The organism is Synechococcus sp. OH30 (assembly GCF_047462175.1).
GTDB lineage: Bacteria > Cyanobacteriota > Cyanobacteriia > Thermostichales > Thermostichaceae > Thermostichus.
Window position 1 is genome coordinate 1 of record NZ_JANSIP010000002.1, and the last position, 21,392, is coordinate 21,392.

At 61.0% G+C, this 21,392-nt stretch carries 20 protein-coding genes and 1 pseudogene; 6 read left to right on the top strand and 15 right to left on the bottom strand.

Features of this window, described 5'->3' with window-relative positions; all coding sequences use genetic code 11:
• Together NW830_RS02815 and NW830_RS02820 are read left to right on the top strand one after the other, a co-directional pair.
• A pseudogene (locus NW830_RS02815) lies at positions 1-415 on the top strand (hypothetical protein); the annotation flags it as partial.
• Between the two features lie 220 nt (positions 416-635).
• The gene (locus tag NW830_RS02820) at positions 636-2,297 is read left to right on the top strand and encodes a hypothetical protein (RefSeq protein WP_414360703.1); all 1,662 of its coding nucleotides are present in this window, start codon (positions 636-638) and stop codon (positions 2,295-2,297) included.
• Positions 2,298-2,362: 65 nt separating this feature from the next.
• Here NW830_RS02820 and NW830_RS02825 read toward each other — a convergent pair whose 3' ends face one another.
• On the bottom strand, positions 2,363-4,165 hold the full coding sequence (locus NW830_RS02825; protein WP_414360705.1) for a peptidase M8: 1,803 nt from the start codon (positions 4,163-4,165) through the stop codon (positions 2,363-2,365).
• A 173-nt stretch (positions 4,166-4,338) separates the two neighbouring features.
• Between NW830_RS02825 and NW830_RS02830 the strand changes: the two genes are divergently transcribed.
• Positions 4,339-5,607 (top strand): class I SAM-dependent methyltransferase, encoded by a 1,269-nt coding sequence (locus NW830_RS02830; RefSeq protein ID WP_414360706.1) that lies wholly within the window; start codon positions 4,339-4,341, stop codon positions 5,605-5,607.
• Positions 5,608-5,665: 58 nt separating this feature from the next.
• Here NW830_RS02830 and NW830_RS02835 read toward each other — a convergent pair whose 3' ends face one another.
• The 14 genes from NW830_RS02835 to rpmJ all read right to left on the bottom strand — a co-directional run bounded on the left by NW830_RS02835 (position 5,666) and on the right by rpmJ (position 16,428).
• On the bottom strand, positions 5,666-6,787 hold the full coding sequence (locus NW830_RS02835; protein ID WP_414360708.1) for an ABC transporter ATP-binding protein: 1,122 nt from the start codon (positions 6,785-6,787) through the stop codon (positions 5,666-5,668).
• Positions 6,788-7,007: 220 nt separating this feature from the next.
• Positions 7,008-7,448, bottom strand: coding sequence for an Hsp20/alpha crystallin family protein (locus NW830_RS02840; protein ID WP_414360711.1), 441 nt, complete (start codon positions 7,446-7,448; stop codon positions 7,008-7,010).
• Between the two features lie 168 nt (positions 7,449-7,616).
• A complete protein-coding gene (locus NW830_RS02845; RefSeq protein WP_414360713.1) occupies positions 7,617-7,910 on the bottom strand; it encodes a PepSY domain-containing protein in 294 nt (97 codons plus the stop codon).
• Between the two features lie 54 nt (positions 7,911-7,964).
• Complete coding sequence (acnB, locus tag NW830_RS02850) at positions 7,965-10,598, bottom strand: bifunctional aconitate hydratase 2/2-methylisocitrate dehydratase (protein ID WP_414360716.1); 2,634 nt, start codon at positions 10,596-10,598, stop codon at positions 7,965-7,967.
• Between the two features lie 79 nt (positions 10,599-10,677).
• Positions 10,678-11,760 carry a peptide chain release factor 1 gene (gene prfA, locus NW830_RS02855; RefSeq protein ID WP_414360719.1) on the bottom strand — a complete coding sequence of 361 codons (1,083 nt, stop codon included), beginning with the start codon at positions 11,758-11,760 and terminating at the stop codon, positions 10,678-10,680.
• Positions 11,761-11,814: 54 nt separating this feature from the next.
• Positions 11,815-12,039, bottom strand: coding sequence for a 50S ribosomal protein L31 (gene rpmE / locus NW830_RS02860; protein WP_414360721.1), 225 nt, complete (start codon positions 12,037-12,039; stop codon positions 11,815-11,817).
• Between the two features lie 77 nt (positions 12,040-12,116).
• The gene (rpsI, locus tag NW830_RS02865) at positions 12,117-12,530 is read right to left on the bottom strand and encodes a 30S ribosomal protein S9 (protein ID WP_414360724.1); all 414 of its coding nucleotides are present in this window, start codon (positions 12,528-12,530) and stop codon (positions 12,117-12,119) included.
• Entirely contained in the window at positions 12,527-12,982 is a 456-nt protein-coding gene (rplM, locus tag NW830_RS02870) for a 50S ribosomal protein L13 (protein WP_414360726.1), read from the bottom strand. The genes rpsI and rplM overlap by 4 nt, the downstream gene beginning before the upstream one ends.
• 18 nt (positions 12,983-13,000) lie before the next feature.
• Positions 13,001-13,849, bottom strand: a complete 849-nt coding sequence (gene truA / locus NW830_RS02875; RefSeq protein WP_414360729.1) for a tRNA pseudouridine(38-40) synthase TruA — start codon at positions 13,847-13,849, stop codon at positions 13,001-13,003.
• A 5-nt stretch (positions 13,850-13,854) separates the two neighbouring features.
• Entirely contained in the window at positions 13,855-14,205 is a 351-nt protein-coding gene (gene rplQ, locus NW830_RS02880; protein ID WP_414360731.1) for a 50S ribosomal protein L17, read from the bottom strand.
• A 51-nt stretch (positions 14,206-14,256) separates the two neighbouring features.
• On the bottom strand, positions 14,257-15,252 hold the full coding sequence (locus tag NW830_RS02885; protein ID WP_414360733.1) for a DNA-directed RNA polymerase subunit alpha: 996 nt from the start codon (positions 15,250-15,252) through the stop codon (positions 14,257-14,259).
• A gap of 123 nt (positions 15,253-15,375) precedes the next feature.
• A complete protein-coding gene (gene rpsK, locus NW830_RS02890) occupies positions 15,376-15,762 on the bottom strand; it encodes a 30S ribosomal protein S11 (RefSeq protein WP_414360735.1) in 387 nt (128 codons plus the stop codon).
• Positions 15,763-15,813: 51 nt separating this feature from the next.
• Positions 15,814-16,197, bottom strand: coding sequence for a 30S ribosomal protein S13 (gene rpsM, locus NW830_RS02895; protein ID WP_414360738.1), 384 nt, complete (start codon positions 16,195-16,197; stop codon positions 15,814-15,816).
• A 114-nt stretch (positions 16,198-16,311) separates the two neighbouring features.
• Complete coding sequence (rpmJ, locus tag NW830_RS02900; RefSeq protein ID WP_414360740.1) at positions 16,312-16,428, bottom strand: 50S ribosomal protein L36; 117 nt, start codon at positions 16,426-16,428, stop codon at positions 16,312-16,314.
• A gap of 156 nt (positions 16,429-16,584) precedes the next feature.
• Here rpmJ and NW830_RS02905 point away from each other — a divergent pair, with 156 nt between their 5' ends.
• From NW830_RS02905 to NW830_RS02915, 3 genes are all read left to right on the top strand, one after another.
• Positions 16,585-18,501, top strand: coding sequence for a carboxypeptidase regulatory-like domain-containing protein (locus NW830_RS02905; protein ID WP_414360741.1), 1,917 nt, complete (start codon positions 16,585-16,587; stop codon positions 18,499-18,501).
• 58 nt (positions 18,502-18,559) lie between these two features.
• On the top strand, positions 18,560-19,591 hold the full coding sequence (locus tag NW830_RS02910; protein ID WP_414360743.1) for a carboxypeptidase-like regulatory domain-containing protein: 1,032 nt from the start codon (positions 18,560-18,562) through the stop codon (positions 19,589-19,591).
• A 104-nt stretch (positions 19,592-19,695) separates the two neighbouring features.
• Complete coding sequence (locus tag NW830_RS02915) at positions 19,696-21,324, top strand: dolichyl-phosphate-mannose--protein mannosyltransferase (RefSeq protein WP_414360745.1); 1,629 nt, start codon at positions 19,696-19,698, stop codon at positions 21,322-21,324.
• The last annotated feature ends 68 nt before the right edge of the window (positions 21,325-21,392 follow it).

Here is a 21,392-nt window from a genome sequence, read left to right on the forward strand (position 1 = left end):
AACGAGACGCCCTCCTCCGCCAGCTCCATCTCTGTATTCGTGGGCTGAGTCATATCTGTCTAAGACTCAGACTCCGACGCCTATTAAGTCTCCCACCCCCACGCCGACACCCACACCGACGCCCACCCCTGCAGGTACACAGATCAGTATTCCTGGCCTGCCTGCCGGCGCGACGGTCACCATCCGCCAGGCTGATGGCACAATCATCGCCACCTCCACGTCGGTATCCGGCAACGTGGCCACCTTCTCCGGGCCCTTTACCATTCCCTTCGGCGGCCAAATCCGGATAACGCCGGCCATTGCCTCGCCGCAGCCGATTACGGTGGGTGGTACGACGCTGAACACCTTCGACAACACCACAAACCCCGGCAGCACCACCTACTTCAACTTCGGGCCGAGCATCTCGGTCAACTAGCTTGAGGTTGGCTGCCACAGAAGTCGCGGGAGGGCATTGGGTTGCCCTTCTTTTTTTCTTGACGAGCAGGTGGTCTTTTTTGCCCCAACGTTACTTTTCAAGCGCCAATTTGGGTAAGATTTGCCTAGGCATGCCTCTTAAGCCAGTTTCCCTGGAGTGAGCCAGATAGCCTCCGCCCAAGACTTCAGCCCCCTTGAGTTTTAACCAACGGAGGCTGAGTATGACTGCTCGGGATCCCAAAACTAACCTGCGCTCTTCGCTGCTTTCGCTGCTGCTCACTTCCTCCCTGGTGGGGGGAGTAACGTCCTGTTCTTTTTCTGAGGCTCCCAGTGTTACCCAAGTTCCGCCAACCCTCTCTGCTCAGGCTCCAGAAACGCCTGGGGCGCCGCCCGATAGCATTTCCTTCTACTACGACGGGGTGAAGACCTCCATCACCATCAAGGACGCGGCTATCCTGTTTGCTGCCGGCGTCTTGAATACCAACGACCCGGTGCAAATTGTAAATTTCGTTAACAATACCCTGAAAGCAGGGCCGATTACTGCCGGCGACGTTACGGCGCTGGGCAACCCGCTGGATCCCGCCATTTCCGACTTTACCGGCGATGGCGTGGTCAACATCAACGATGTGGCCGTGTTGTTTGCCGCCGTGTCCACGGGAGCGCCGCCGACGGCCAGCAAGATCAACACCTTCATTTCGGGCACGCTGAAGCTGTCGGGAGTAACCGTAACGCAGGCGCAGCTGGACAGCTACTTCAGCACAGCGACACCGACGCCCACACCGACTGCAACTCCCACACCCACACCCACGCCGACTGTAACTCCCACACCCACACCGACCCCGACACCCACACCCACACCTTCGACTGTCCAGTTCTTCGTAGATCCAGTGGGTGGAAGCGATGCGGATCCCGGTACGGCCACTCAGCCATTTCAAACAGTGGGGTATGCGCTAACTACGGCCATTGTCAGCTCTGCCGCCAACACCATTGGCTCAGGCACCGACGGAGGGACAGATGTTACAGTTACGGTTGTCAGTCCTGCAACTGAGACCGTTTCTAGCAACATCAATACCCCTTCCCTGACTAGAGGATCTGTGACAGTGGTCGGCCCTAGCGGCTTTAACCTCAATTTGAGCGGCAAGCTTCTAACTCTCAACAAGGGCTATCGTCTCAAAGGCTTCAAGATTACCAGCGGGGATCCGAGTGGCTCAGTTAATAAAGCTCCAGCCATCACGCTTGCCGGTGTGGGCACATCTCTAAACACTATGCAGATTGACTGTGAGGGCCTCGGCACTGCCGGCACACCCTTCACAGCTTTGGGTGACAGGTGTATTGAAGTAACTGCTGCAACGCTGGGCGGTACCATCTTGCTGAAAGGGCTGGAGGTTAAGATCAAAGGCGACAAAAGCTTCACTGCCGCCATCGTGCATGCAGGTAACAACACAACTCTGGAGGTAGTCAGCAGTACCATCGAATCTACCGGCAGTAGTGGCCAGGGGGTTGTGGGCGTTTTAGGTCGAGCTTCAGCAGGGCCAGTGATCGTTCAATCGAGCACGGTGGATCTCGACACAATTACAACTGGAGACAATACCAACCCAAGCATAGCCGTTTGGCTACAGAAGGGTGGCTCCAAAGTTTTGGGTCCAAGCTCTAAGATTAAGTTAAACGGTACCTCAAGCCCGACGACTGAGGAGGGGGCAATTGGGGTTAAAGTTAGCCACAGCAGCGATAATGTGGTCGTAGATGGCACCGCCTTTAGCACTTTAACTGATAACGTTGGTGTTGGCATTAAAAACGCAGCCACAGGAACGGGAACCCTAACCTTAGGCACCAACACTTTCCCTACCAGCCCCCCCTTACTGAAGAAAAATACCGATCCTTAGAAGTAAGCTTGAGTCCTTCCCCTGTCGGCCCCCTGAAGGGGGCCTTTTTTTGGGAGGTACTCCGGCTAGGGCAACAGCCGCGTCTCGCCGCCAATGGGCCCAAAGATGGCGTCGTCGCCCAAGAAGAGCCATTCTCCTGTCGGCGGCAGGCGGCGGCCTTCTGGGGGCAGCTCATAGGGATCCGCCGCCGCAAGATTGATGCCAGTAAATCCCAGATCCTGCATGGCCGCTGCCGTAATGCGGCTAAGAACGGGGCGCAGGGGCGGAGGGGGCAGGATAGGCGTCATCAGCTCAAGGCCCAACGTCCCCCGCCAGTGACCTTCTGGTGGCCCCTCCGGCTCCACCGGCACATTGCCAAGTCCGCCGAGGCTGTTGTACTGAGCCCTGGCCTGAGGGCCCGCAAAGCGCGGGTTGTTGGTGCCACTGTTACGGAGAAGGGAATCCCAGTTGCGTATGGTGCCAAAGCCGAGCACATGGCCCAACTCGTGCAGAACCACGTGGAATAGTCTTCCCTCAGCTTCTAGCCTGGCCAGATCGGCAGGGTCTAGCCCTACTCTGCCATAGGGGTAAATGCCGATCCCGGGCCGGGGACGGCCACAGGGGCCACCTTGGCCAAGAACCTCCCTCGGAGCGCTAGGGCCAGAGAGAAGCCGGGCGCCGGTCACCTGCACCAAGATGTCGTCCACCCGGCGATCGACCAGCGCTGTTGGCGGGAAACCATCTCCGCAGAAACCGGCCTGCAGTGTTACTTCAACATCGGGCAGATCGCCGGTGATGATCTGCTCCCAGCGCCGGGCCGCTTGCAGAACAATGTCGCGCTGGGAAGGGCTGAGGCTATTGTCGATAAATTCAACCTCGATGTTGAAGCCGCCGGCAGGGGGAGGGGGAGAAGGAGTGGGAGAAGTTGTAGGAGAAGCTGTGGGAGAAGGAGTAGGTGCGGAGCCAACCAGAGCAGTCCTAAGCTGGAAAGCGCCTGTAGCACCAGGGTCGTAACTGCTAACCCGCACCAAGTAGTTAATTCCAGCTTGCACAACCAAGTCTAGCTGGGAATTCCTACTCCCCCCAAAGTTGTCGTTTTCGGCAATCACCTCCCCAGTAGCCTGGTTAACGATGAAGAGGTAAGTATCAAACTCGCTGCTGGAAAGCTGGATCCGCACTGTTTGCCCCACGGACGCGCTGAGCAGGAAGTCCTGGATGAAGTGACCCGGGCGAAGGGGATCCCGCGGACTACTGGTGGTCAGGCGACCCGTTACCGTCTGCGGCACCCCCAGGGTGGAGATCTCAGAGGATGACGGCGAGGGCGAGGCCGTGGGGGAAGGAGTGGGCGAAGGCGAGGCCGTTGGAGAAGCAGAAGGAGTAGGCGAGGCTGTCGGCGGGACAAACCCCGGCCCCGGCAACCTGGCTGCCTGTTCGGGCGTCAGGTTAAGGGGGGGCTGCAGCCGCAGCACGGTGTTGACAAAGGTGTTGATGCGGTTGGCGTCGCGGGTCTGCAGAGTGGCAATGGCAAACAAGATGGCCGCGTCCCGAATCGTTCCCCCCCTGCCGTCGCCATCGAAATCGGAAATGGCAACCGGGTTGGGGTTGGCCGTGGTCACCTCAGCCAAAGTTATGGGCGGCTGCAACCGCAAAACGTTGTTGACAAAGCTAACAATCTGGCTGGGCTGGGTGATCCCGCTGGCGATGGCAAAGGCGATGGCGGCATCGCGGATGGTTACCGATTGGGGGTTGCCGTCGTAGTAGGCGGCAGGGGTGGAGGAGGGCGTCTCTGGCCGGCTGAACAAGCCAGGCCCCGTGGCCAGGCCGCAGGCTGCCAGGATCCCAAAGAGAAAAGCTACCGCCAACAGCAATAGGCGTCTGCGTGAGCCCATAGAAAAAACCGCCCGGCAGGATCAACACTAAGGCAGCGCCATCAAAAAGTTACCAGCAAAGATTACCCGCTTCAAGGCCAGAGGAACGCCGGAGAGATATAGATTGCTGGCTGTGCAGTAAGATAGGGAGCGTGCTAAGAGTTTGGGATACCTAAAAACACAGGAAGGCCGCCATGGCAGAGAAAGTTGTGTCCAACCCCGTCCAGGCGCAGTTTGACGAGTTTCCCTACCCAAATGTGCCGATTGAGCAGACGGTTACCGACAACCTGGCCTTGTTTGCCAACAGCCTCACAACAGCCAGGTACCTGCGGGATCGCAAGGTGGTACTGCCGGAAGGCAAGGTGATGCTCAATGCCGGCTGTGGCTCCGGCTGGGAAACTTTGGTTTTGGCAACTGCCAACCCCGGCGCTCGCTATGTGGGAGTGGATATTTCACCTGAATCCATCAAGCTGGCGAAGCAGCGCTTCAAGTTCCACAAAATCGAGAACGCCAGCTTTCATGTTATGGACATTACCGACATGACGGCGCTGGGGGAGGAGTTTGATTTTATCGCCTGCAACGACGTTCTCTACCTGCTGGACGACCCGGTGGCCGGCTTGAAAGGCATGCGGCAGGTGCTCAAGCCTGATGGGATCATTCGCACCAATGTGCACAGCCTTTATCAGCGGCAGTTTATCTTCAACATGCAGGATGCGATGGAGCTGCTGGGGGTGATGGATGAGCCAGCGGCCAAAGCTGTACCGCTGCTGCGGGAGGTGATGGAAGCTCTCACCGATGCCAGTTTTGTGAAGAGCCACTGGAACGGCGATGCCATCAAAACCACAGGGGGAATTCTGGCCAATTTCCTGCTGCGCAGCGACAAGGGCTTTACGGTGCCGCAGGTGTTTGAGATGTTAAGGCAGGCCGGCCTTGAGTTTATTAGCATGGTGAACTGGCAGCAGTGGAAGGTGGAGAGGGTTTTGACCAAGCCGGTGCCCTACACGATGCGGCAAATCAACAAGTTAAGCGAGGAGCAAAAGCTTCACTTCATCGAGCTGGTTTTCCCCAACATGACCCGCCTGATCGACTTTTGGTGTGGGCACCCCGGCATTCCCAAGCCTGCGCCGTTTACGAACGACGAATGGTGGAATGGCACTGTACAAGCCCACCCGCTTTTGGTGAGGTTGGATGCCAAGCAGGCGTTCCTCAACGCCATTCGCGACAACGGGCCTGTCAACATCAACGGCTGGCCGGGCGCTGAGGGGAACATTACCATCGATCCTTTCTCGGTGCGCTGGCTGGTGGATGTCTTCGGCCCCTTGCCGGTGCCGGTGCAATCGCTGGTTCACAAAGCCATGGAGATTATGGACTGGACGCAGGAAGAAGCGTTTAGCCAAGTGTTGGCCAACCTGAAGTTTTTGGAAGAGCGCCTGGTGATTCTCCTAAACTCGCCGCTACGGTAAGGGCGACTGCAGTTAGCAGCTTTTCCAAGCCCCCTAGCTTTCCGGGGGCTTTTTAGCGTTATCCCAGCCGCTCCTCGGTTTGCGGGTCAAAGAGGTGGAAGCAATCCATGTCAAAGACCACTTCTGCCCATTGGTTGACGCGAAGCTGGGTACGGGGATCCACGCGGGCCACAAACTCCTGCTCGGGGAGGATCCCTTCGGCGTCGGCGGCGCTGAGGTGGAGGAGGACTTCAGAGCCCAGGGGCTCGACAACGGCAACTCTGGCGCGCACGCGGGCGGGTTGGATCCCTGGGGGCTGGTACTGGGGATCGTGGATGTTTTCCGGGCGGATGCCGAAGATGACCGGCTGGCCGGCGCGGGGCCGATAGGGATCCGCCTGGTGGGAGGGGATGGGCACGCGGAAGGCGCCGCTATCTACCCAGAGGGTGCCCTCTTGCTCCCGCAGCTTGGCTGAGAAGAAGTTCATGGAAGGGCTGCCGATGAAGCCGGCCACAAACAGGTTGGCGGGGCGGCTGTAGAGGGCCTGGGGGGTATCCACCTGTTGCAGGCGGCCATCCTTCATGACGGCAATGCGGTTGCCCATGGTCATGGCTTCCACCTGGTCGTGGGTGACGTAGATGAAGGTGGTGCCCAGTTGCATGTGTAACTTGCTGATCTCGGCCCGCGCCTGCACCCGCAGCTTGGCGTCGAGGTTGGAGAGGGGCTCATCCATCAAAAACACCGCCGGGTTGCGCACAATGGCCCGCCCGACGGCAACCCGCTGCCGCTGTCCACCGGAAAGTTCCCTGGGCTTGCGGTGGAGGAGGTGTTCGATCCCCAGCCGCTTGGCCACCCCCCGGACGCGGCTTTCGATCTCTGCTTTGGGCAGGCCGCGCAGCTTGAGGCCAAAGGCCATGTTCTCGGCCACGGTCATGTGGGGGTAGAGGGCATAGGACTGGAAGACCATGGCAATGTCCCGATCCTTGGGAGGAACGTCGTTCACCCGGCGGTTGCCGATGTAGATGGAGCCGGCGCTCACCTCTTCCAGGCCGGCCAGCAGGCGCAAAGTGGTGGTCTTGCCACAGCCGGAGGGGCCGACGAAGACGAGAAATTCCCCGTCTTCAATGGCGATGTTCAGATCGTGGACGGCCGTGGTGTCGCCGTAGCGCTTGGTAACGTGTTCGTAGGTCACGCTGGCCATGCTCTCGCTCCCCAGCCACTTCGCCCTCAACCTTATCCAACCCCCGGGGCAGAGGTCAAATCGGATCCCTGGGAGGGAGTATTCCCTCACCCCCGGCCCCTCTCCCTCAGGGAGAGGGGAGTTGAGGATGGACAAGCCGAAAAGCAAAAAAGGTAGGCTCGTGGCCTACCCTCTAGGATCTAGACTTGCTTAAGCCAAGAGTGACGCTTATCTCAGCCGATTAGGAGACAACGTTCACTTTGACCACGTGGGCTTTTTCAGAGTCCGCTTTGGGCAGCGTCAGGGTGAGGATGCCATCTTTGTATTCCGCTTTCACCTGATCGTGCTTGATCCGGTTGGGCAGCGGGATCACCCGTTGGAAGCGCCCGTAGCGGAACTCGGTGCGGGTTACGCCTTTGTCTTCGGAGCGTTTTTCAAAACGCCGCTCGCCGCTGATGGAGATCGATTCCGCCGTCGCTTGGATGTCCAGATCGTTGGGGTTTAAGCCGGGCAGCTCCAGCTTGAGGGTAATGGTTTCCGGATCGTCGTGCATTTCCACCGCCGGCACGAAGGCAAAGGCATCAGCCTCGGTAGGACGAGCCATCAGCCGGTCAAACATCCGGTTCATTTCCCGTTGAATTTCGTCAATTTCCCGAAAGGGATCCCAGCGAACCAGAGGCATATCTATCCACCTCCTAATCAGATTTTGGTTAACTTCTCTTTAAGCTTTACTCACAAGGCCTTAGCCTAGCCCCTATACATTAGGGTAAGCTGTCTAGCTGCCTCCAGAGGTCGAGTTTTCTGGAAATCGGTTGGGGTATTTTCTCACCCAAGAACCAGGAGAAAGCTCTTAGGAATCGCTGCGCTTGGAGAGGGGATGGGATCTCGTTTGCAACCACAAACTCAGGCCGGTAGCCACCATCACCAACAGCCCCAAGCCGTTTAAGAAGGGGTAGATGGCTTGCAGATCCAGCGGCCCCCACTGCCCTTTGTGGATTTGGATTAGCCAGTAGTAGTCCAAGTTGCCGTTGAGGCGGGCAATTTGGTAAAGGGATCCCGTTACCACCGTCACTACCAGGGGCAGGGCCAGGAGGGGAGCCAGGGCGCGGTGGATCTGGCGGGCGAGTTTTCGGGGCAGGGCCATCAGGATTTCTCCAAGGCTAGCAAACCATGCTGCCATGCTATCAGAGTGGCCCCTTTAGGAACGGCTCCCGAGGACTTCCTCCAGCTTGGGCATTTGCTCGCGGGGGATGATCCGCCCTTCGTCCTCAAAGCCAGGGATCTCGTGGAAGTTGAGGTAGCGGTACAGCTCGCCGGCAAAGGGCTGGATCTTGGTGGCCACGATCTCCCGGTATTCCTCAGGGGTAGGGATCCGTCCCAGGAGGGCACAGACAGCCGCCAGCTCGGCGGATCCCAGGTAGACCCGTGCACCTTTGCCCATGCGGTTGTCAAAGTTACGGGTAGAGGTGGACATAACGGTGGCTCCATCTGCCACGCGGGCCTGGTTGCCCATGCACAGGCTGCAGCCGGGCATCTCCGTTCTTGCGCCAGCAGCGGCAAAGATGCTGTATACCCCTTCAGCCCGCAGTTGCGCCTCGTCCATGCGGGTGGGTGGGCAGATCCACAGTTGGCGCACCTTAACCCGCCCCTGCCCTTCCAAAATCTTGGCAGCCGCCCGGTAGTGGCCAATGTTGGTCATGCAGGAGCCAATAAACACCTCGTCAATTTGGATGGGTGTGTCGGGGTTGCCGGCGGCATACTGGGCGTGGACTTCGCTTAGGGTCATCACCTTGTCGGGATCGTTGGGGGCACAGACAATGGGCTCGGTGATGCTGCTGAGGTCAATCTCAATCACGGCAGCGTATTCGGCGTCGGGATCCGCCTCCAGCAAAGTGGGGTTGGCCAGCCAGGCCTCCATCTTGGCGATGCGCCGCAGCAGGGTTCTCGCATCCTGATAGCCGCGGGCAATCATGTTTTTCAACAGCACCACATTGGAGCGCAGGTACTCGGCAACCGTCTCGACGCTGAGCTTAATGGTGCAGGCGGCGCAGTTGCGCTCTGCTGAGGCGTCGGTCAACTCAAAGGCTTGCTCCACCTTGAGATGGGGCAGGCCCTCGATCTCCATAATTCGCCCAGCAAAGACGTTTTTCTTGCCCTGCTTCTCGACGGTGAGCAGCCCCCGCTGGATGGCCACGTAGGGGATGGCGTGGACGATGTCCCGCAGGGTGATCCCGGGCTGCAATTCCCCCCGGAAGCGCACCAGCACCGACTCCGGCATATTCAGGGGCATCACCCCCATAGCAGCAGCAAAGGCCACCAACCCGGATCCCGCCGGGAAGGAGATGCCCAAAGGAAAGCGGGTGTGGGAGTCGCCCCCGGTGCCGACGGTATCCGGCAGTAGCATGCGGTTGAGCCAGGAGTGGATGATGCCGTCGCCCGGCCGCAGGACAACGCCCCCCCGCGAGGCAAAGAAGTCGGGCAGCTCTTTGTGGATCTGGATGTCCACCGGCTTGGGGTAGGCGGCGGTGTGGCAGAAGCTCTGCAGCACCAGGTCGGCACTAAACCCCAGGCAGGCCAGCTCCTTGAGCTCGTCGCGGGTCATGGGCCCGGTGGTGTCCTGGGATCCCACGGTGGTGATCAGGGGCTCACAACTGGTGCCCGGACGGATCCCCGGCAGCCCACAGGCTTTGCCGACAATTTTCTGGGCCAGGGTATAGCCTTTGCCGGTGTCGGCGGGCGGGGTGGGGCGGATAAATAGGGGAGAGGGATCCAGCCCCAGGGCCTGGCGGGTTTTGTCGGTGAGGGCCCGGCCAATCAAGAGGGGAATGCGGCCCCCCGCCCGCACCTCGTCCGGCAAGGTCACAGGTTGCAGGGAGAAGGTGGAGAGGACTTGGCCATCCTCAGAACGGATGACACCTTCGTAGGGGTGGATTGTCACCACCATGCCCGTCTCCAGCCGTGAGACATCGCACTGGATGGGCAGGGCGCCGGCATCTTCGGCGGTGTTGAAGAAAATGGGTGCAATCGTGCCCCCCAGAATCACCCCGCCAGCCCGCTTGTTGGGCACATAGGGAATGTCGTGGCCAATGTGCCAGAGCAGGGAGTTGAGGGCAGACTTGCGGGAGGATCCCGTGCCCACCACATCCCCCACAAAGGCCACGGGATAGCCGCGGCGCTTCAGCTCAGCAATGGTTGCTATCGCTCCCGGTGCGCGCGCCTCCAGCATGCTCTGGGCGTGCAGAGGGATGTCCGGGCGGGTGGTGGCGTGGGCAGCAGGGGAAAGGTCGTCGGTGTTGATCTCGCCAGCAATTTTGAACACCGTTACGGTGATGGCCTCGGCCAGGGGCGGCCTGGCAGTAAACCACTCCCCGGCGGCCCAGGACTCGATGACCTGCCGCGCATAGGCGTTGCCGGCTTGGCTGAGTTCCAGCACGTCGTGGAAGGCATCGAAAACCAGCAGCGTGTGGCTAAGGGCGCGGGCCGCTGCTGCCGCGATCTCCTGCCGCCTATCCTGCAGCAGCTCCAGCAACACCTGGACGTTGTAGCCCCCCAGCATCGTGCCCAAGAGCTCCACCGCCCGCAGGGGGGTAATGAGGGGCGAGTGCACTTCTTCCTTAGCCACAGCCGCCAAAAAGCCCGCCTTCACATAGGCCGCTTCGTCCACCCCCGGCGGCACCCGCTCTGTGAGCAAATGCAACAAAAAAGCTTCCTCGCCAGCAGGGGGATCCTTGAGCAGCTCGCACACCTGGCTGGTCTGGGCAGCGTTCAAGGGCAGCGGCGGGATCCCTTGCGCTGCGCGGGCAGCGGCATGTTGGCGGTACTCAGCCAGCATGGGGAGGATTCCTCGGGTTACTCGATATGGGTATTCATTCTACCGCCAGGTTGGCAGCAGGAAGGGATCCCCTCCCCGCCTACGAGAGCTCCGCCAGCAGCTCCTTTTGGTATAGGCCAATACAAGCCTGAAGGAGCTCGTCCAGCTCTCCATCCAAGATGGGCTGTAGGGGAAAATTCTGGTTAAGGCGGTGGTCAGTGACGCGGTTGTCTTTATAGTTGTAGGTGCGAATTTTTTCTGAACGGGCTCCTGTTCCTACCTGCATGCGGCGGGCAGAGCTAATGGAGGCCTGTTGCTCCCGCAGCTTCATCTCGTAAAGCTTAGCCCGCAAAATTTGCATTGCCCGCTGGCGGTTTTGGAGCTGGGAGCGCTCCTCAGTGCAGAAGACGCGGATCCCAGTGGGCTTGTGGAGGAGATCCACCGCCGTTTCCACTTTGTTGACGTTTTGGCCACCCGCCCCCCCGGAACGCGCCGTTCTAATCTCAATGTCTTTGGGATCAATCACCACCTCCACCTCGTCCACCTCCGGCATCACTGCCACCGTGGCGGTTGAAGTGTGGATGCGCCCCTGGGCTTCCGTGATGGGCACCCGCTGCACCCGGTGAACGCCGGCTTCAAACTTCAGCTTGCTGTAGACCTGATCGCCGCGGATTTCCAGGATGGCCTCTTTATAGCCGCCCATGTCACCCTCGGAAAGGCTGACCAGGCGCACTGACCAGCCCATCTTCTCGGCGTAGCGGGTGTACATGCGGGCCAGATCGGCTGCCCAGAGGGCCGCTTCCTCCCCACCCGTGCCAGCGCGGATCTCCAACATGATGTTTTTTTCGTCGTTGGGATCCCGGGGCAGGAGCAGCAGGGTCAGCTTCTCCTCCAGTTGCTCTTGGCGGGCGCGCAGTTGCTCCAGCTCTGCCCTCACCATCGCCTCCAGCTCTGGGTCGGAGGCCGCCTCCCGCAAAAGCTCCTCTGTCTGCTGGAGGTCGCGAGTGAGCTTTTGCCAGTCGTGAAAAGCTTGCACTGTGGCTTCCAGGGAGGAGCGAGCCTTGGCAATCCGCTGCAGCTCCGCCGGATCGGTGGCCACATCGGGATCGGCCAAGCGCACCGTCAACTCCTGGAAGGTGGCTTCAACGTTTTTTAACTGCTCGATTAGCTGAGCAGAAGCCATAGATCCAACGCTAGCAAGGAATCCAGACCGTCCTGAGCAGGGCAAGGGAAAACTCTACTGGGCCTTCTTGCCACTGCTCATGCCGTACTTGCGCATGAACTTCTCCACTCGCCCTTCGGTGTCGATAATCTTTTGGGTGCCAGTGAAGAAGGGATGGTTGCCAGACCACACCTCAACCTTGAGCTCCGGCTTGGTGGATCCCACGGTCATGACCACCTCACCGTTGCAGATAACTTTAGCCTCTGGGTACCACTGCGGGTGGATTCCTTTTTTGGGCATAGCAATCTCCTCCGTTGGGCGTGTTTCTATACCCTTGTCTATCAAGATTGACCTTGAAAAAGCAATGGCAGGGATCCCTAGCGTTTCGAGTACTGAGGAGCTTTGCGGGCTTTGCGCAATCCGTACTTCTTGCGCTCCACAGCGCGGGGATCGCGGGTTAGGTAGCCCTCTGCCTTGAGGGGGCCGCGGTTGGACGGATCCAGCTGGCAGAGGGCGCGGGCCACTCCTAGCTTAATGGCATCGGCCTGGCCGTGGAGGCCGCCCCCATGGGCGCGCACCAAGATGTCATAGGAGTTTTCCAGGCCAAGGAGCTCCAGCGGCGCTTTCACACTGGCCAGGAATGCCTCCTGGTACTGCAAGTACTCCTCACCGGGCCGGTCATTAATGATGATCTTGCCTGTGCCGGGCACCAGGCGCACGCGGGCGACGGCAGTTTTGCGGCGCCCAGTTCCCCAATAGACGGCTCGCTGATGGCTAGTTGTTGGGGTCATGCTTGGGCTCCTGGGATCGTGTGGATGGGATAGACCTGCGGTTGCTGGGCCTCGTGGGGGTGGTGGGGGCCGGCGTATACTTTCAGCTTGGTAAATTGCCGCCGGCCTAGGCGGGTGTGGGGCAACATCCCCTTGACCGCTTTCTCAATTACCCGCTCTGGCAGCCGCGCTTGCAGTTGGGCAAAAGTCTCCACCTTCATGCCGCCGGGACGCCCGGAGTGGCGGCGGTAGAGCTTTTGGGTGCGCTTTTTGCCAGTAACCACCACTTTCTCGGCGTTGATCACGATCACGTAGTCCCCCGTATCCAGGTGGGGGGTAAAGTTGGGCTTGTGCTTGCCCCGTAGGAGGTTGGCCACAACTACCGCTAGGCGGCCAAGGCGCTGGCCAGCCGCATCAATGACGTACCAGCGCGGGGCTAAAGTGGAGGGGGTAGGAAGGGGAGTCTTGTTCATGGCAGCTCAAAGGAATGCTCAAACCAGAGAAAGAACACCCACGGGCGAGGAGAGGGGAGCAGTTGCAGGAGCTTCCCCAAAGGGAAAGGAGGGGGGAAAGCGTCGGCCAAAGGGATCCCTAGCATAGCCCACATCCAGTAGGCACAGGCCCTGCGGGGGAGCGCTGTAGCGGGTGCGCAGCTGGCTCCAGTCGTTGTGTTGCCAGAGGTGGACAAATTGCTGCGGGCTAAGCTCGCCCCGGCCCACCACCTCCAAGGATCCCACCAGCAGCCGCATCATCCGGTAGAGGAAGCCGCTGGCCTGCACTTCGATGCTGATGAAGTCCCCTATCCGTTGACAGAGCACCTCCTCCACCCGCACCCACGAGTGGGGTCGATCGGATCCGCGGCAGCGGAAGGCTTCCAGGTTGTGCTCCCCCAAGAGGGAGCGGAGGGCCTCGGCCATTGGCTCCACCTGCAAGGGCCAGCGCACCTGCCAACTGAAGGGCCGCCAGAATACGTCCGGCAGCTCGCGATTGAGGATAAGGTAGCGGTAGCGGCGCCACCTAGCAGAAAAGCGGGCATGCCAGTCTTCAGACACAGGGGCTGAAGCCAGCACGACCACATCTTCCGGTAGGCAGTCGTTGAGCACTCGCGCCCACTCCGTTGGCGGAATGCTGCAGGTGGTGTCGAAGTGGGCTACCTGGCCAGCCGCATGTACCCCGGTGTCGGTGCGACCTGCCCCGTACACGGTTACTGGATGGCCAGCCCGTGCGCTAATGGCCTCTTCCAACACCCCTTGCACCGTCCGCTGGCCAGCTTGCCGTTGCCAGCCGCGAAAGCCACTGCCAAGGTACTGAATCTTAAGGGCAATGCGACGGCTCTGCATGGGGCCTACACCAGCTCGATGACGGCCATTTCTGCCCCGTCGCCCCGTCGGCGCACAGTGCGCAGGATGCGGGTGTAGCCTCCCGCTCGATCCCGGTAGCGCTCGGGGGCTTGTTCAAACAGGGAGCGCACCAGCTCCTTGTCGTAGAGGTAGGCTAGGGCCTGCCGCCGCGCTGCCAGGGAGCCGTCCTTGGCTAGGGTAATCATCTTCTCGGTAGTGGCGCGCACAGCTTTGGCACGAGCTTTGGTGGTAACAATTCGCCCGTAGCGCAGCAAAGCCGTGGTCAACGCCCGCAGCAGGGCCTTGCGTTGGTCAGCGGGCTTGTTGAGGTGAGGGGTACGACGGCGGTGACGCATGGTAACCTCTGCTCTTTGTCCTACGAGTTTTAGGCAGGTCCCCTGAGGAGGCTAGCTCTTGCTCCTTTCGCGGGGCAGCGTCAGGCCAAAGCGGTTTTTCAAAGCCTGCACCACCTCCTCGGCCGATTTCTGGCCGAAGTTTTTGATTTCGAGCAGATCTTCCTCCGTATGGAGCAATAGATCGGCCAGGGTGTGGATCTGGGCTCGCTTGAGGCAGTTGTAGGCCCGCACCGAGAGCTGCAGCTCCTCGATGGGGATTTGGTTTTTCTGGGTGTCCTCTGCTTGCTGAGGGGCTGAGGGGGTGTCAAAGCTAACCTCCTGCAGCGGCGAGAACAGACCTACCAAAATGCGAGCTGCTTGGCTGAGCGCCTCCTGGGGAGTCAGGCTGCCGTTGGTCCAGATCTCCAGGATGAGGCGATCTTTTTCCAGCGACTGCCCCACCCGAGCTGGCTCGACGGTGTAGTTGACCTTGCGCACTGGCATGAAGACGGAGTCAATTTGGAGAAAGTCAATAGACATTGATTTGCTATCGGCGTAATCAACGGCGCGATAGCCCCGTCCGCGGCCAATCATGAACTCCATCTCCAGGATGGCTCCCTCCGCCAGGGTGGCAATGTGGTGACGGGGGTTAATCACTTCCACGCCGCTGGGCAGCTGCAGCTTCTCAGCAGTCACTTCCCCCGGCCCCTGCGCCACTAAACGGCCTACCTGGGGCTCAGGAGAGCTGGAGCGCAGGACCAGCTCCTTCATGTTGAGTAGGATCTCCATCACGTCTTCCCGCACCCCGGGGACGGTGGAAAACTCGTGGGTTACCCCGGCAATGCGCACGGCCGTCACCGCCGTTCCTTCCAAGTTGGAGAGGAGTACCCGCCGCAAGGCATTGCCTACCGTGATTCCTTGACCGCGCTCCAGGGGCCCCAGAGCAAATTTGCCGTAGTAAACACCATTGGCTTCCTGATGGGATTCGATGCACTCAGTTTGATAGGGAGCAGCACTGGCAGCTGCTTTGCTGCTGGGATGGTGGAGGGTTCGGCTAGTTTGCATCATAATGAGTAGCCCCGTCCGTCTGGCTGGATATCCGTTGGAGAACTGAGAACACTCGAGCTTGTCTCTCCTCTGGTGCTAGGGGGCAAGGGGGGTGGGGTCCTCAAACTAGAGGCCAGGATCCCCCTAGACGCGCCGCCGCTTGGGCGGCCGGCAGCCGTTGTGAGGAATGGGAGTGATGTCGCGAATGAGGGTAATCTCTAGACCTGCGGCCTGGAGAGCCCGAATGGCCGTCTCTCGACCGGCGCCAGGCCCGCTGACCATTACCTCAATCTGCCGCATGCCGTTCTCCATGGCCTGCCGCGCTGCGCTCTCTGCTGCCATCTGGGCAGCAAAGGGGGTACCCTTCTTGGCGCCCTTGAATCCGGTGGAACCTGCCGAAGCCCAACACACCACGTTGCCGTTGGGATCCGTGATGGTAACGATGGTGTTGTTAAAGGTGGACTGAATGTAGGCCACCCCGTTGGGGATATTTTTCTTGACCTTGCGTCCGCGCCGTTGCTGCTGAGCCATGACCTGTGCGTCCTTGGAACCACTTAGAGTTGCAGGAGGTGGGGGAAAGATTTACTTCTTGGCGGGAGGTTTCTTCTTGCCAGCTACGGTTTTCCTGACTCCTTTGCGCGTGCGGGCGTTGGTGCGGGTGCGCTGGCCACGCACGGGCAGATTTAGGCGGTGGCGCCGACCTCGGTAGGTGCCAATATCTATGAGGCGCTTGATGTTCATGGCCTCCTGCCGGCGCAGATCCCCCTCCACCTGGTACTCGTTTTCCACCACCGCCCGCAGGGCAGCCACCTCCGCGTCGGTAAGGTCGCGGGTGCGGGTGTCAGGGTTGATACCCGTCTTGGCCAAAATTTGGCGGGAGCGGGTGAGTCCAATGCCGTAGATGTAGGTGAGGGCAATCTCAATTCGCTTGTCTCGGGGGAGGTCAACGCCCGCAATCCGTGCCATGGTTAGGGGTACCTTTCCAACAAACTTGCTCGCTGGGTTAGGTTGCTGCTGTTGAGAAGCTTTGCCTAGGAGGGCTCTTGGCGCCGTCAGGGGATCGGTTTTCCTCCGCCGCCTTTAGCCTTGCCGCTGCTTGTGCTTCGGGTTGGAAGGGCAAATGACCATCACCCGGCCACGGCGGCGAATAACTCGGCACTTTTCGCAGATTCGACGGACGGAGGGCCGCACCTTCATGGTTGATCCTGTCAAAACCAGCGAATATCCATTCTAAGGTCGCTGCGGCAAGCTGTCAAAAATTGTTCGGGCTTGCTGCCAGGGATCCGGGGAGAGGTTGGCTATGCTGATTGGGCGAAGCAGCAGAGCAGACTTGGTGGGGGAGCGAAAAAGGCCATGCGCTGGCAGTGGCTGGTTGGGGTGAGTGGCCTGCTGGGTCTAGGGGTTGCAGGGTGGGCCCTGCCGGCGGCCTCTGAGGAGGCTGCCAGGCCCGTGACGGTGGGGGAGATACTGCCGCTGCCCAGCTCGGCGGACCGCATTGATGGGGTGTCGGAGCGGGGCTGGCTGGCGGTGGGACTGCTGGAAGCCCAGGCGGTCCTGCTGCTGGATGGAGCAAGCGGCGATCCCCTGTGGCAGGTGGCGGTGGGCTTTGCCCCCAGCGTGGTGCGGGTGGATGCGGCGCATCAGGTGGTCTATGCCTCTGGCCCTACTGCTCCCGGCGTGGTGGCCCTCGATCTACTAACCGGGGAGCTGCTCTGGTCGTACCGGCTGCCGGCGGGGGCCTTGGATCTGGCAGTGGATCCCGCCAGGGGACGGGTTTTCGCCTCCCTGCCTGCCGCCCAGAGCTTGGCGGTAATCCCCGCCCCACCGCGCCCAGGGGAGGAGGCGAAGGAGCTGCAGGCCCGCAGTTTGCCCCTACCGGGTCCCCCCTTGGCTTTGGCCTACGACGCCCAGCGAGGGGTGCTGTTTGTGGGCCTAGCTGGGGAGGATCCCCTCAGTGTGCTGGTGGTCAACCCGGACAATGGCGAGCTGCTGGCCCGCTGGCGCGGCGGCAATACCCCAGAAGCGATGGCTCTAGATGCCCAACGGCAACGCCTAGTAGTGCTCAACTCGGGCAGCCAAGATCTGACGGTGCTGGATCTGGGCCGCAGCGGCGAGGCCCTGCAGCGGGTGGGCCTGGACTGGCGACCGACGCGGCTGGCCCTTTCCCCCGATGGCCGCTGGGCTTACGTAACCTCCCGCAACAGCAACCGTCTGCAAATCGTGGATCTGGAGGCAGGACGATTGGCCACCTCGCTGCGGCTGGAGGGGCAGCCAACGGGCTTGGCGATGCTGGGGGAGCGGGATCTGTGGGTGGTGGCGGCAGGGATCCCGGCTCTGCACCGTCTGGTGGATCGGGATCTTCAAGCTCAAGTTGGCGAGGGGGGGGCGGAGGAAGCTGCCTCCGCAGGCAACCGCGGCGTGGTGACGGGGCGGGTGCTGGACATTGCCGGCCAGCCCGTCCAGACCGGAGTTGTGCGCCTAGCTGCCACCGCCACCCGACCCCAGCAGACGGTTCCCATTGCCGCCGACGGCACCTATGTCCTGCCGCCGCTGCCAGCGGGGCTGTACTGGGTGGATGTGGAGGTACCGGGGTTCCCCCCCACCAGCACCCAGGTGGAGGTGCGGGCCGGTTTTGTATCCACCCAAGATATTCACCTGCCGCCGGGGGAGCCGACCCACAAGCCGGAGGGGATTGGCCTTTTGCCGGATGAGCCGGTTTACTCGGATGAGCTGGCCCGCCACCTCAGCCTGGCCCTGAAGGAGTTGCAGCCGCAGCGACCGGTACTGCTCTTGAAGGGGCCTTTGGGGCCGGATCCCCGCTTTGAGCCGCTTCTGCCTCTTCTCCAGGGACTAACCTTGCTGGATGCGGATGAGCGCTACACCGCTGATTTGGCCAAGCTGAAGGTTATCGGGGATGCCCTTGGCTTGCGCTACATCCTCTTGACCCACCTGCAGATCTCTCGCGATTACAACCGCCAGGGCAGCCCGCTGCTGAATACGGCCTTGCGCTTCCTAGCGCCGGCAATCCCTGTGGAGATCCCCAATTTCACCCCCAACCAGTTGCGCAGCCGCGGGGTAGTGGTGGTAGTGGACTTGCAGCGGGATCGGCCGGGGGATCGGGCTCGCTACTACGAGGCCTATGGGCGGGACGATGTGGGGGGGGAGCCCCTGTTTGAGGATGCGGCGGCGGGCCTGTTTCGGCTGCAGGTGCGCAACATGGTGCCTGTTTTTATCCAACAGTGGCAGACCAACAACCCCTTTGCAGGGTGAGGATCCCTGCCGCAGGATTTTGTCTCTCCAGAACCCCCTGCAATGAGCGGATGTTGCCATGCCTCTCCTCTTCCTCACTGCGCTGCGGCGCAAAGTTAGCTTAGGCACTTGGGTTCTCTGCAGCTGGCTGGCCCTGGCGGTAGGCGCGTTGGCTCAGGCGCCGGATCCCCCCCTTCCCCGCTTCACGCCGCTGTTTCCCCCCCGGGACCAGGCGGGATCCCAGGCACGGCTGGTGGGGCAGGTGAGCAACAGCTTGGGGCAGCCGGTGGCCGGGGCGCAGGTGCAGTTGGAGGGCCTGGAGAACCCGAAGGAGCCAGTTCAGACAGACGCGCAAGGGGCATTTGAGCTTAACCCGGCCCCCCCTGGGCGGTGGCTTCTAACGGTGTGGCACCCCGACTACGAAAGCGTGCAACAGGAGATCCTGCTGCAGGAGGGCCTGACTACCCCTGTGGAGGTGGTTTTGCCGCTGGCCATTCGGCCCCAGCCCCGGCGCCGCCTTGGCATCTTGGGGGTAGGGGGACTGGAACATACCCAGCTTTTGGGCCAGCGCCTGGCCATGGAGGTGGTGCGGCTGGGCCTGATCCCCAACAGCGAGAAGGTGGTGCCCCTAGATAACCGCCGCCTGCAGCCCATTTTGCGCCAGGTGGGCTGGCCACTCTACGAGCTATTTGAGTGGGATCGCCGCAAGCCAGAAGCGGTGGGCCAATTTTTCGACTACCTGGGCCTGGAGGCCATTGTTATCGCCCGCGTCGATGTCCTCACCCGCCTCGCCTCGCCGACGGAGGTGAGCCTGCGCTCCCGCAGCCGCCTGGAGCTGTGGCGATTTGACGAGCAGGGCAACCTCGTGGCAGAGGTATTGGCCGAGGCCAGCCGCGACCAGGTGGAGCGGGGCAATCTTAACGCTGCCGAGCTAATGCAGCTTTATCAAATCCAAGTCACCCAAATGGCCGCCGAAGTCGGATCCCGCTGGAAAGCCAATCACCCCCTCGCCCCCTACCTCAATTTGGCCCCAGGTGAAGCCCCACCACCCCCCTCGCGCCTGGATACTGCCGTGGAGCTGGTCATTCCCACCCCCAGCCCTACTCCTTAGACGCTTTCTGCGGGGCTAGCCCTGCACCTAGGGGAACTGGGGGCTGGCCTAATGCATGCAGCAGGTTAAAGTAGCACTGAGGATCCTTGCTGCCGTTCCCGTCCATGACCTCTGAACCCCACCCTCCCCAACCCACAAGGCCGGAAAGGGACAACCCGCTCCTAGCTCCCTCCACCCGCGCTGAGGCAGCGGCTGGCAACTTTCCTCCAGAGACAGAGACTGCTACTCCTGCTCCGGCTGCGATTGGGCCAGCGGGAGACCGCCGCTGGCTGTTGGGGGGGGCGCTCGCTATCTTTCTAGTGAGCCTGGGGCTGCGCCTCTGGCGCCTGGCCGAGCTGCCGGCGCCGGTGTTTGACGAGGTGTATTTTCCTCAGTTTGCCCAAAATTACCTCGACGGCAAACCCTTCTACGACGTGCATCCGCCGCTGGGGAAGTACTTCATCGCCCTCAGCATCCAACTCTTTGGCCGCAACGAGTGGGGCTTTCGCTTGGCCACCGCCCTGTGTGGATCCTTAATTCCGCTTTTGCTCACCGGCTTGGCCTATCGCCTTACTTACCATGTGGGCTTTGCCCTCTTGAGTGGGGTGCTGCTCCTAAGCGACGGGCTGTTTCTGGTGGAGTCCCGCTTTGGCCTGATTAACGTGTACTTGGTGGCCTTTGGCCTGGCGGCCACCGTTTTGCTGCTGAGCGGGCTGGAACGCCGCGGTTGGCAACGGGCCGCTCACCTGACGGCTTCTGGGATCCTGCTGGGGGCAGCGGCTTCGGTAAAGTGGAATGGCCTCTGGTTTGCCTTCATGTTTGCCCTGCTGGGGATCCTCGTCTGGGGGGTGGTCTGGCTGCGCCCGCAGTGGATCCCCCGCTTGGGCATTTTGATCCAAATCCGCCACCTGCGCTGGTGGCACTACGCCTTTTGCTTTGTCCTTGCGCCCCTGGCTTTCTACGCCATCCAGTGGATCCCCCACCTGCAGCTTAACCCGCAGCAGGGGCTAACCCTGGACTGGAGCTGGACGGGGATCCAGAACTACTTTCGATCCCTGGTGCTCATCAATCAGGCGGTTTACAGCGGGCACCTGCATGCTGACCTCGTGGTAGATGAAAACACCCCTGTTCACCCCTATTGCTCCACCAGCTTGCGCTCCCTGGTGGCCTGGTTTCCGGCACTGCGCCCTTGGCTAACCACCCCCCTGGCCTCGGCAGGGGCCTGGTCTTGGCCGATTATGGGCCGCCCAGTGGGCTACTACTTCAGCACCCAGGGCAATCTCTGGCGAGTTGTCCATGGCCTGGGCAATCCCTGGCTGTGGTGGCTGGGGACGGGGTCGATCTTGGTGCTGGTCTGGCGCGGGATCCGCCGCTTCCACGGCCTAGAAGCCTTTATCCTCATTGGCTATGCAGCCAACTACCTACCCTGGTTTATCGTTAGCCGCTGCGTTTTCATCTACCACTACATGAGTGCTCTGGCCTTTAGCACACTGGCCCTGGCCTGGCTGGTACTGCTGGGCTGGCGGCACTCTCGTCGCTTCTGGCGGAGGGTGAGCCTGACGGCGGTGGGCTTGGTCTTGGCTTCTTTTGTCTTCTTTTTCCCGATTTGGTTTGGCCTCCCCCTGAGCCCCAGTGGGTTCTATGCCCGCATGTGGTTTCGCCCCACGCCGACCCCGCTCTTTTGCTTTAGCCCCCAGGCCTGTGAGCGAGCACCCCTGCGCCTGCCGCCTGTCCCCGGCTTGAACTGGATTTGAGGAGGGCATGGTAAGCTTTGGGCAGTTTGTTTTTTGCCCAGAGGCGGGGTGTGGTTTGTTAAGCGCTT

Excerpts from the sequence above, each read along its gene's own strand:
- NW830_RS02910 (WP_414360743.1), top strand. The coding sequence starts at position 18,560 with ATGCCTCTCCTCTTCCTCACTGCGCTGCGGCGCAAAGTTAGCTTAGGC.
- acnB (WP_414360716.1), bottom strand. The coding sequence starts at position 10,598 with ATGCTGGCTGAGTACCGCCAACATGCCGCTGCCCGCGCAGCGCAAGGG.
- truA (WP_414360729.1), bottom strand. The coding sequence starts at position 13,849 with ATGCAGAGCCGTCGCATTGCCCTTAAGATTCAGTACCTTGGCAGTGGC.
- NW830_RS02885 (WP_414360733.1), bottom strand. The coding sequence starts at position 15,252 with ATGATGCAAACTAGCCGAACCCTCCACCATCCCAGCAGCAAAGCAGCT.
- rpmE (WP_414360721.1), bottom strand. The coding sequence starts at position 12,039 with ATGCCCAAAAAAGGAATCCACCCGCAGTGGTACCCAGAGGCTAAAGTT.
- NW830_RS02840 (WP_414360711.1), bottom strand. The coding sequence starts at position 7,448 with ATGCCTCTGGTTCGCTGGGATCCCTTTCGGGAAATTGACGAAATTCAA.
- prfA (WP_414360719.1), bottom strand. The coding sequence starts at position 11,760 with ATGGCTTCTGCTCAGCTAATCGAGCAGTTAAAAAACGTTGAAGCCACC.
- NW830_RS02905 (WP_414360741.1), top strand. The coding sequence starts at position 16,585 with ATGCGCTGGCAGTGGCTGGTTGGGGTGAGTGGCCTGCTGGGTCTAGGG.
- rpsK (WP_414360735.1), bottom strand. The coding sequence starts at position 15,762 with ATGGCTCAGCAGCAACGGCGCGGACGCAAGGTCAAGAAAAATATCCCC.
- rpsI (WP_414360724.1), bottom strand. The coding sequence starts at position 12,530 with ATGACCCCAACAACTAGCCATCAGCGAGCCGTCTATTGGGGAACTGGG.
- rplQ (WP_414360731.1), bottom strand. The coding sequence starts at position 14,205 with ATGCGTCACCGCCGTCGTACCCCTCACCTCAACAAGCCCGCTGACCAA.
- rpmJ (WP_414360740.1), bottom strand. The coding sequence starts at position 16,428 with ATGAAGGTGCGGCCCTCCGTCCGTCGAATCTGCGAAAAGTGCCGAGTT.
- NW830_RS02830 (WP_414360706.1), top strand. The coding sequence starts at position 4,339 with ATGGCAGAGAAAGTTGTGTCCAACCCCGTCCAGGCGCAGTTTGACGAG.
- NW830_RS02835 (WP_414360708.1), bottom strand. The coding sequence starts at position 6,787 with ATGGCCAGCGTGACCTACGAACACGTTACCAAGCGCTACGGCGACACC.
- NW830_RS02825 (WP_414360705.1), bottom strand. The coding sequence starts at position 4,165 with ATGGGCTCACGCAGACGCCTATTGCTGTTGGCGGTAGCTTTTCTCTTT.
- rplM (WP_414360726.1), bottom strand. The coding sequence starts at position 12,982 with ATGAACAAGACTCCCCTTCCTACCCCCTCCACTTTAGCCCCGCGCTGG.
- NW830_RS02845 (WP_414360713.1), bottom strand. The coding sequence starts at position 7,910 with ATGGCCCTGCCCCGAAAACTCGCCCGCCAGATCCACCGCGCCCTGGCT.
- rpsM (WP_414360738.1), bottom strand. The coding sequence starts at position 16,197 with ATGGCACGGATTGCGGGCGTTGACCTCCCCCGAGACAAGCGAATTGAG.
- NW830_RS02915 (WP_414360745.1), top strand. The coding sequence starts at position 19,696 with ATGACCTCTGAACCCCACCCTCCCCAACCCACAAGGCCGGAAAGGGAC.
- NW830_RS02820 (WP_414360703.1), top strand. The coding sequence starts at position 636 with ATGACTGCTCGGGATCCCAAAACTAACCTGCGCTCTTCGCTGCTTTCG.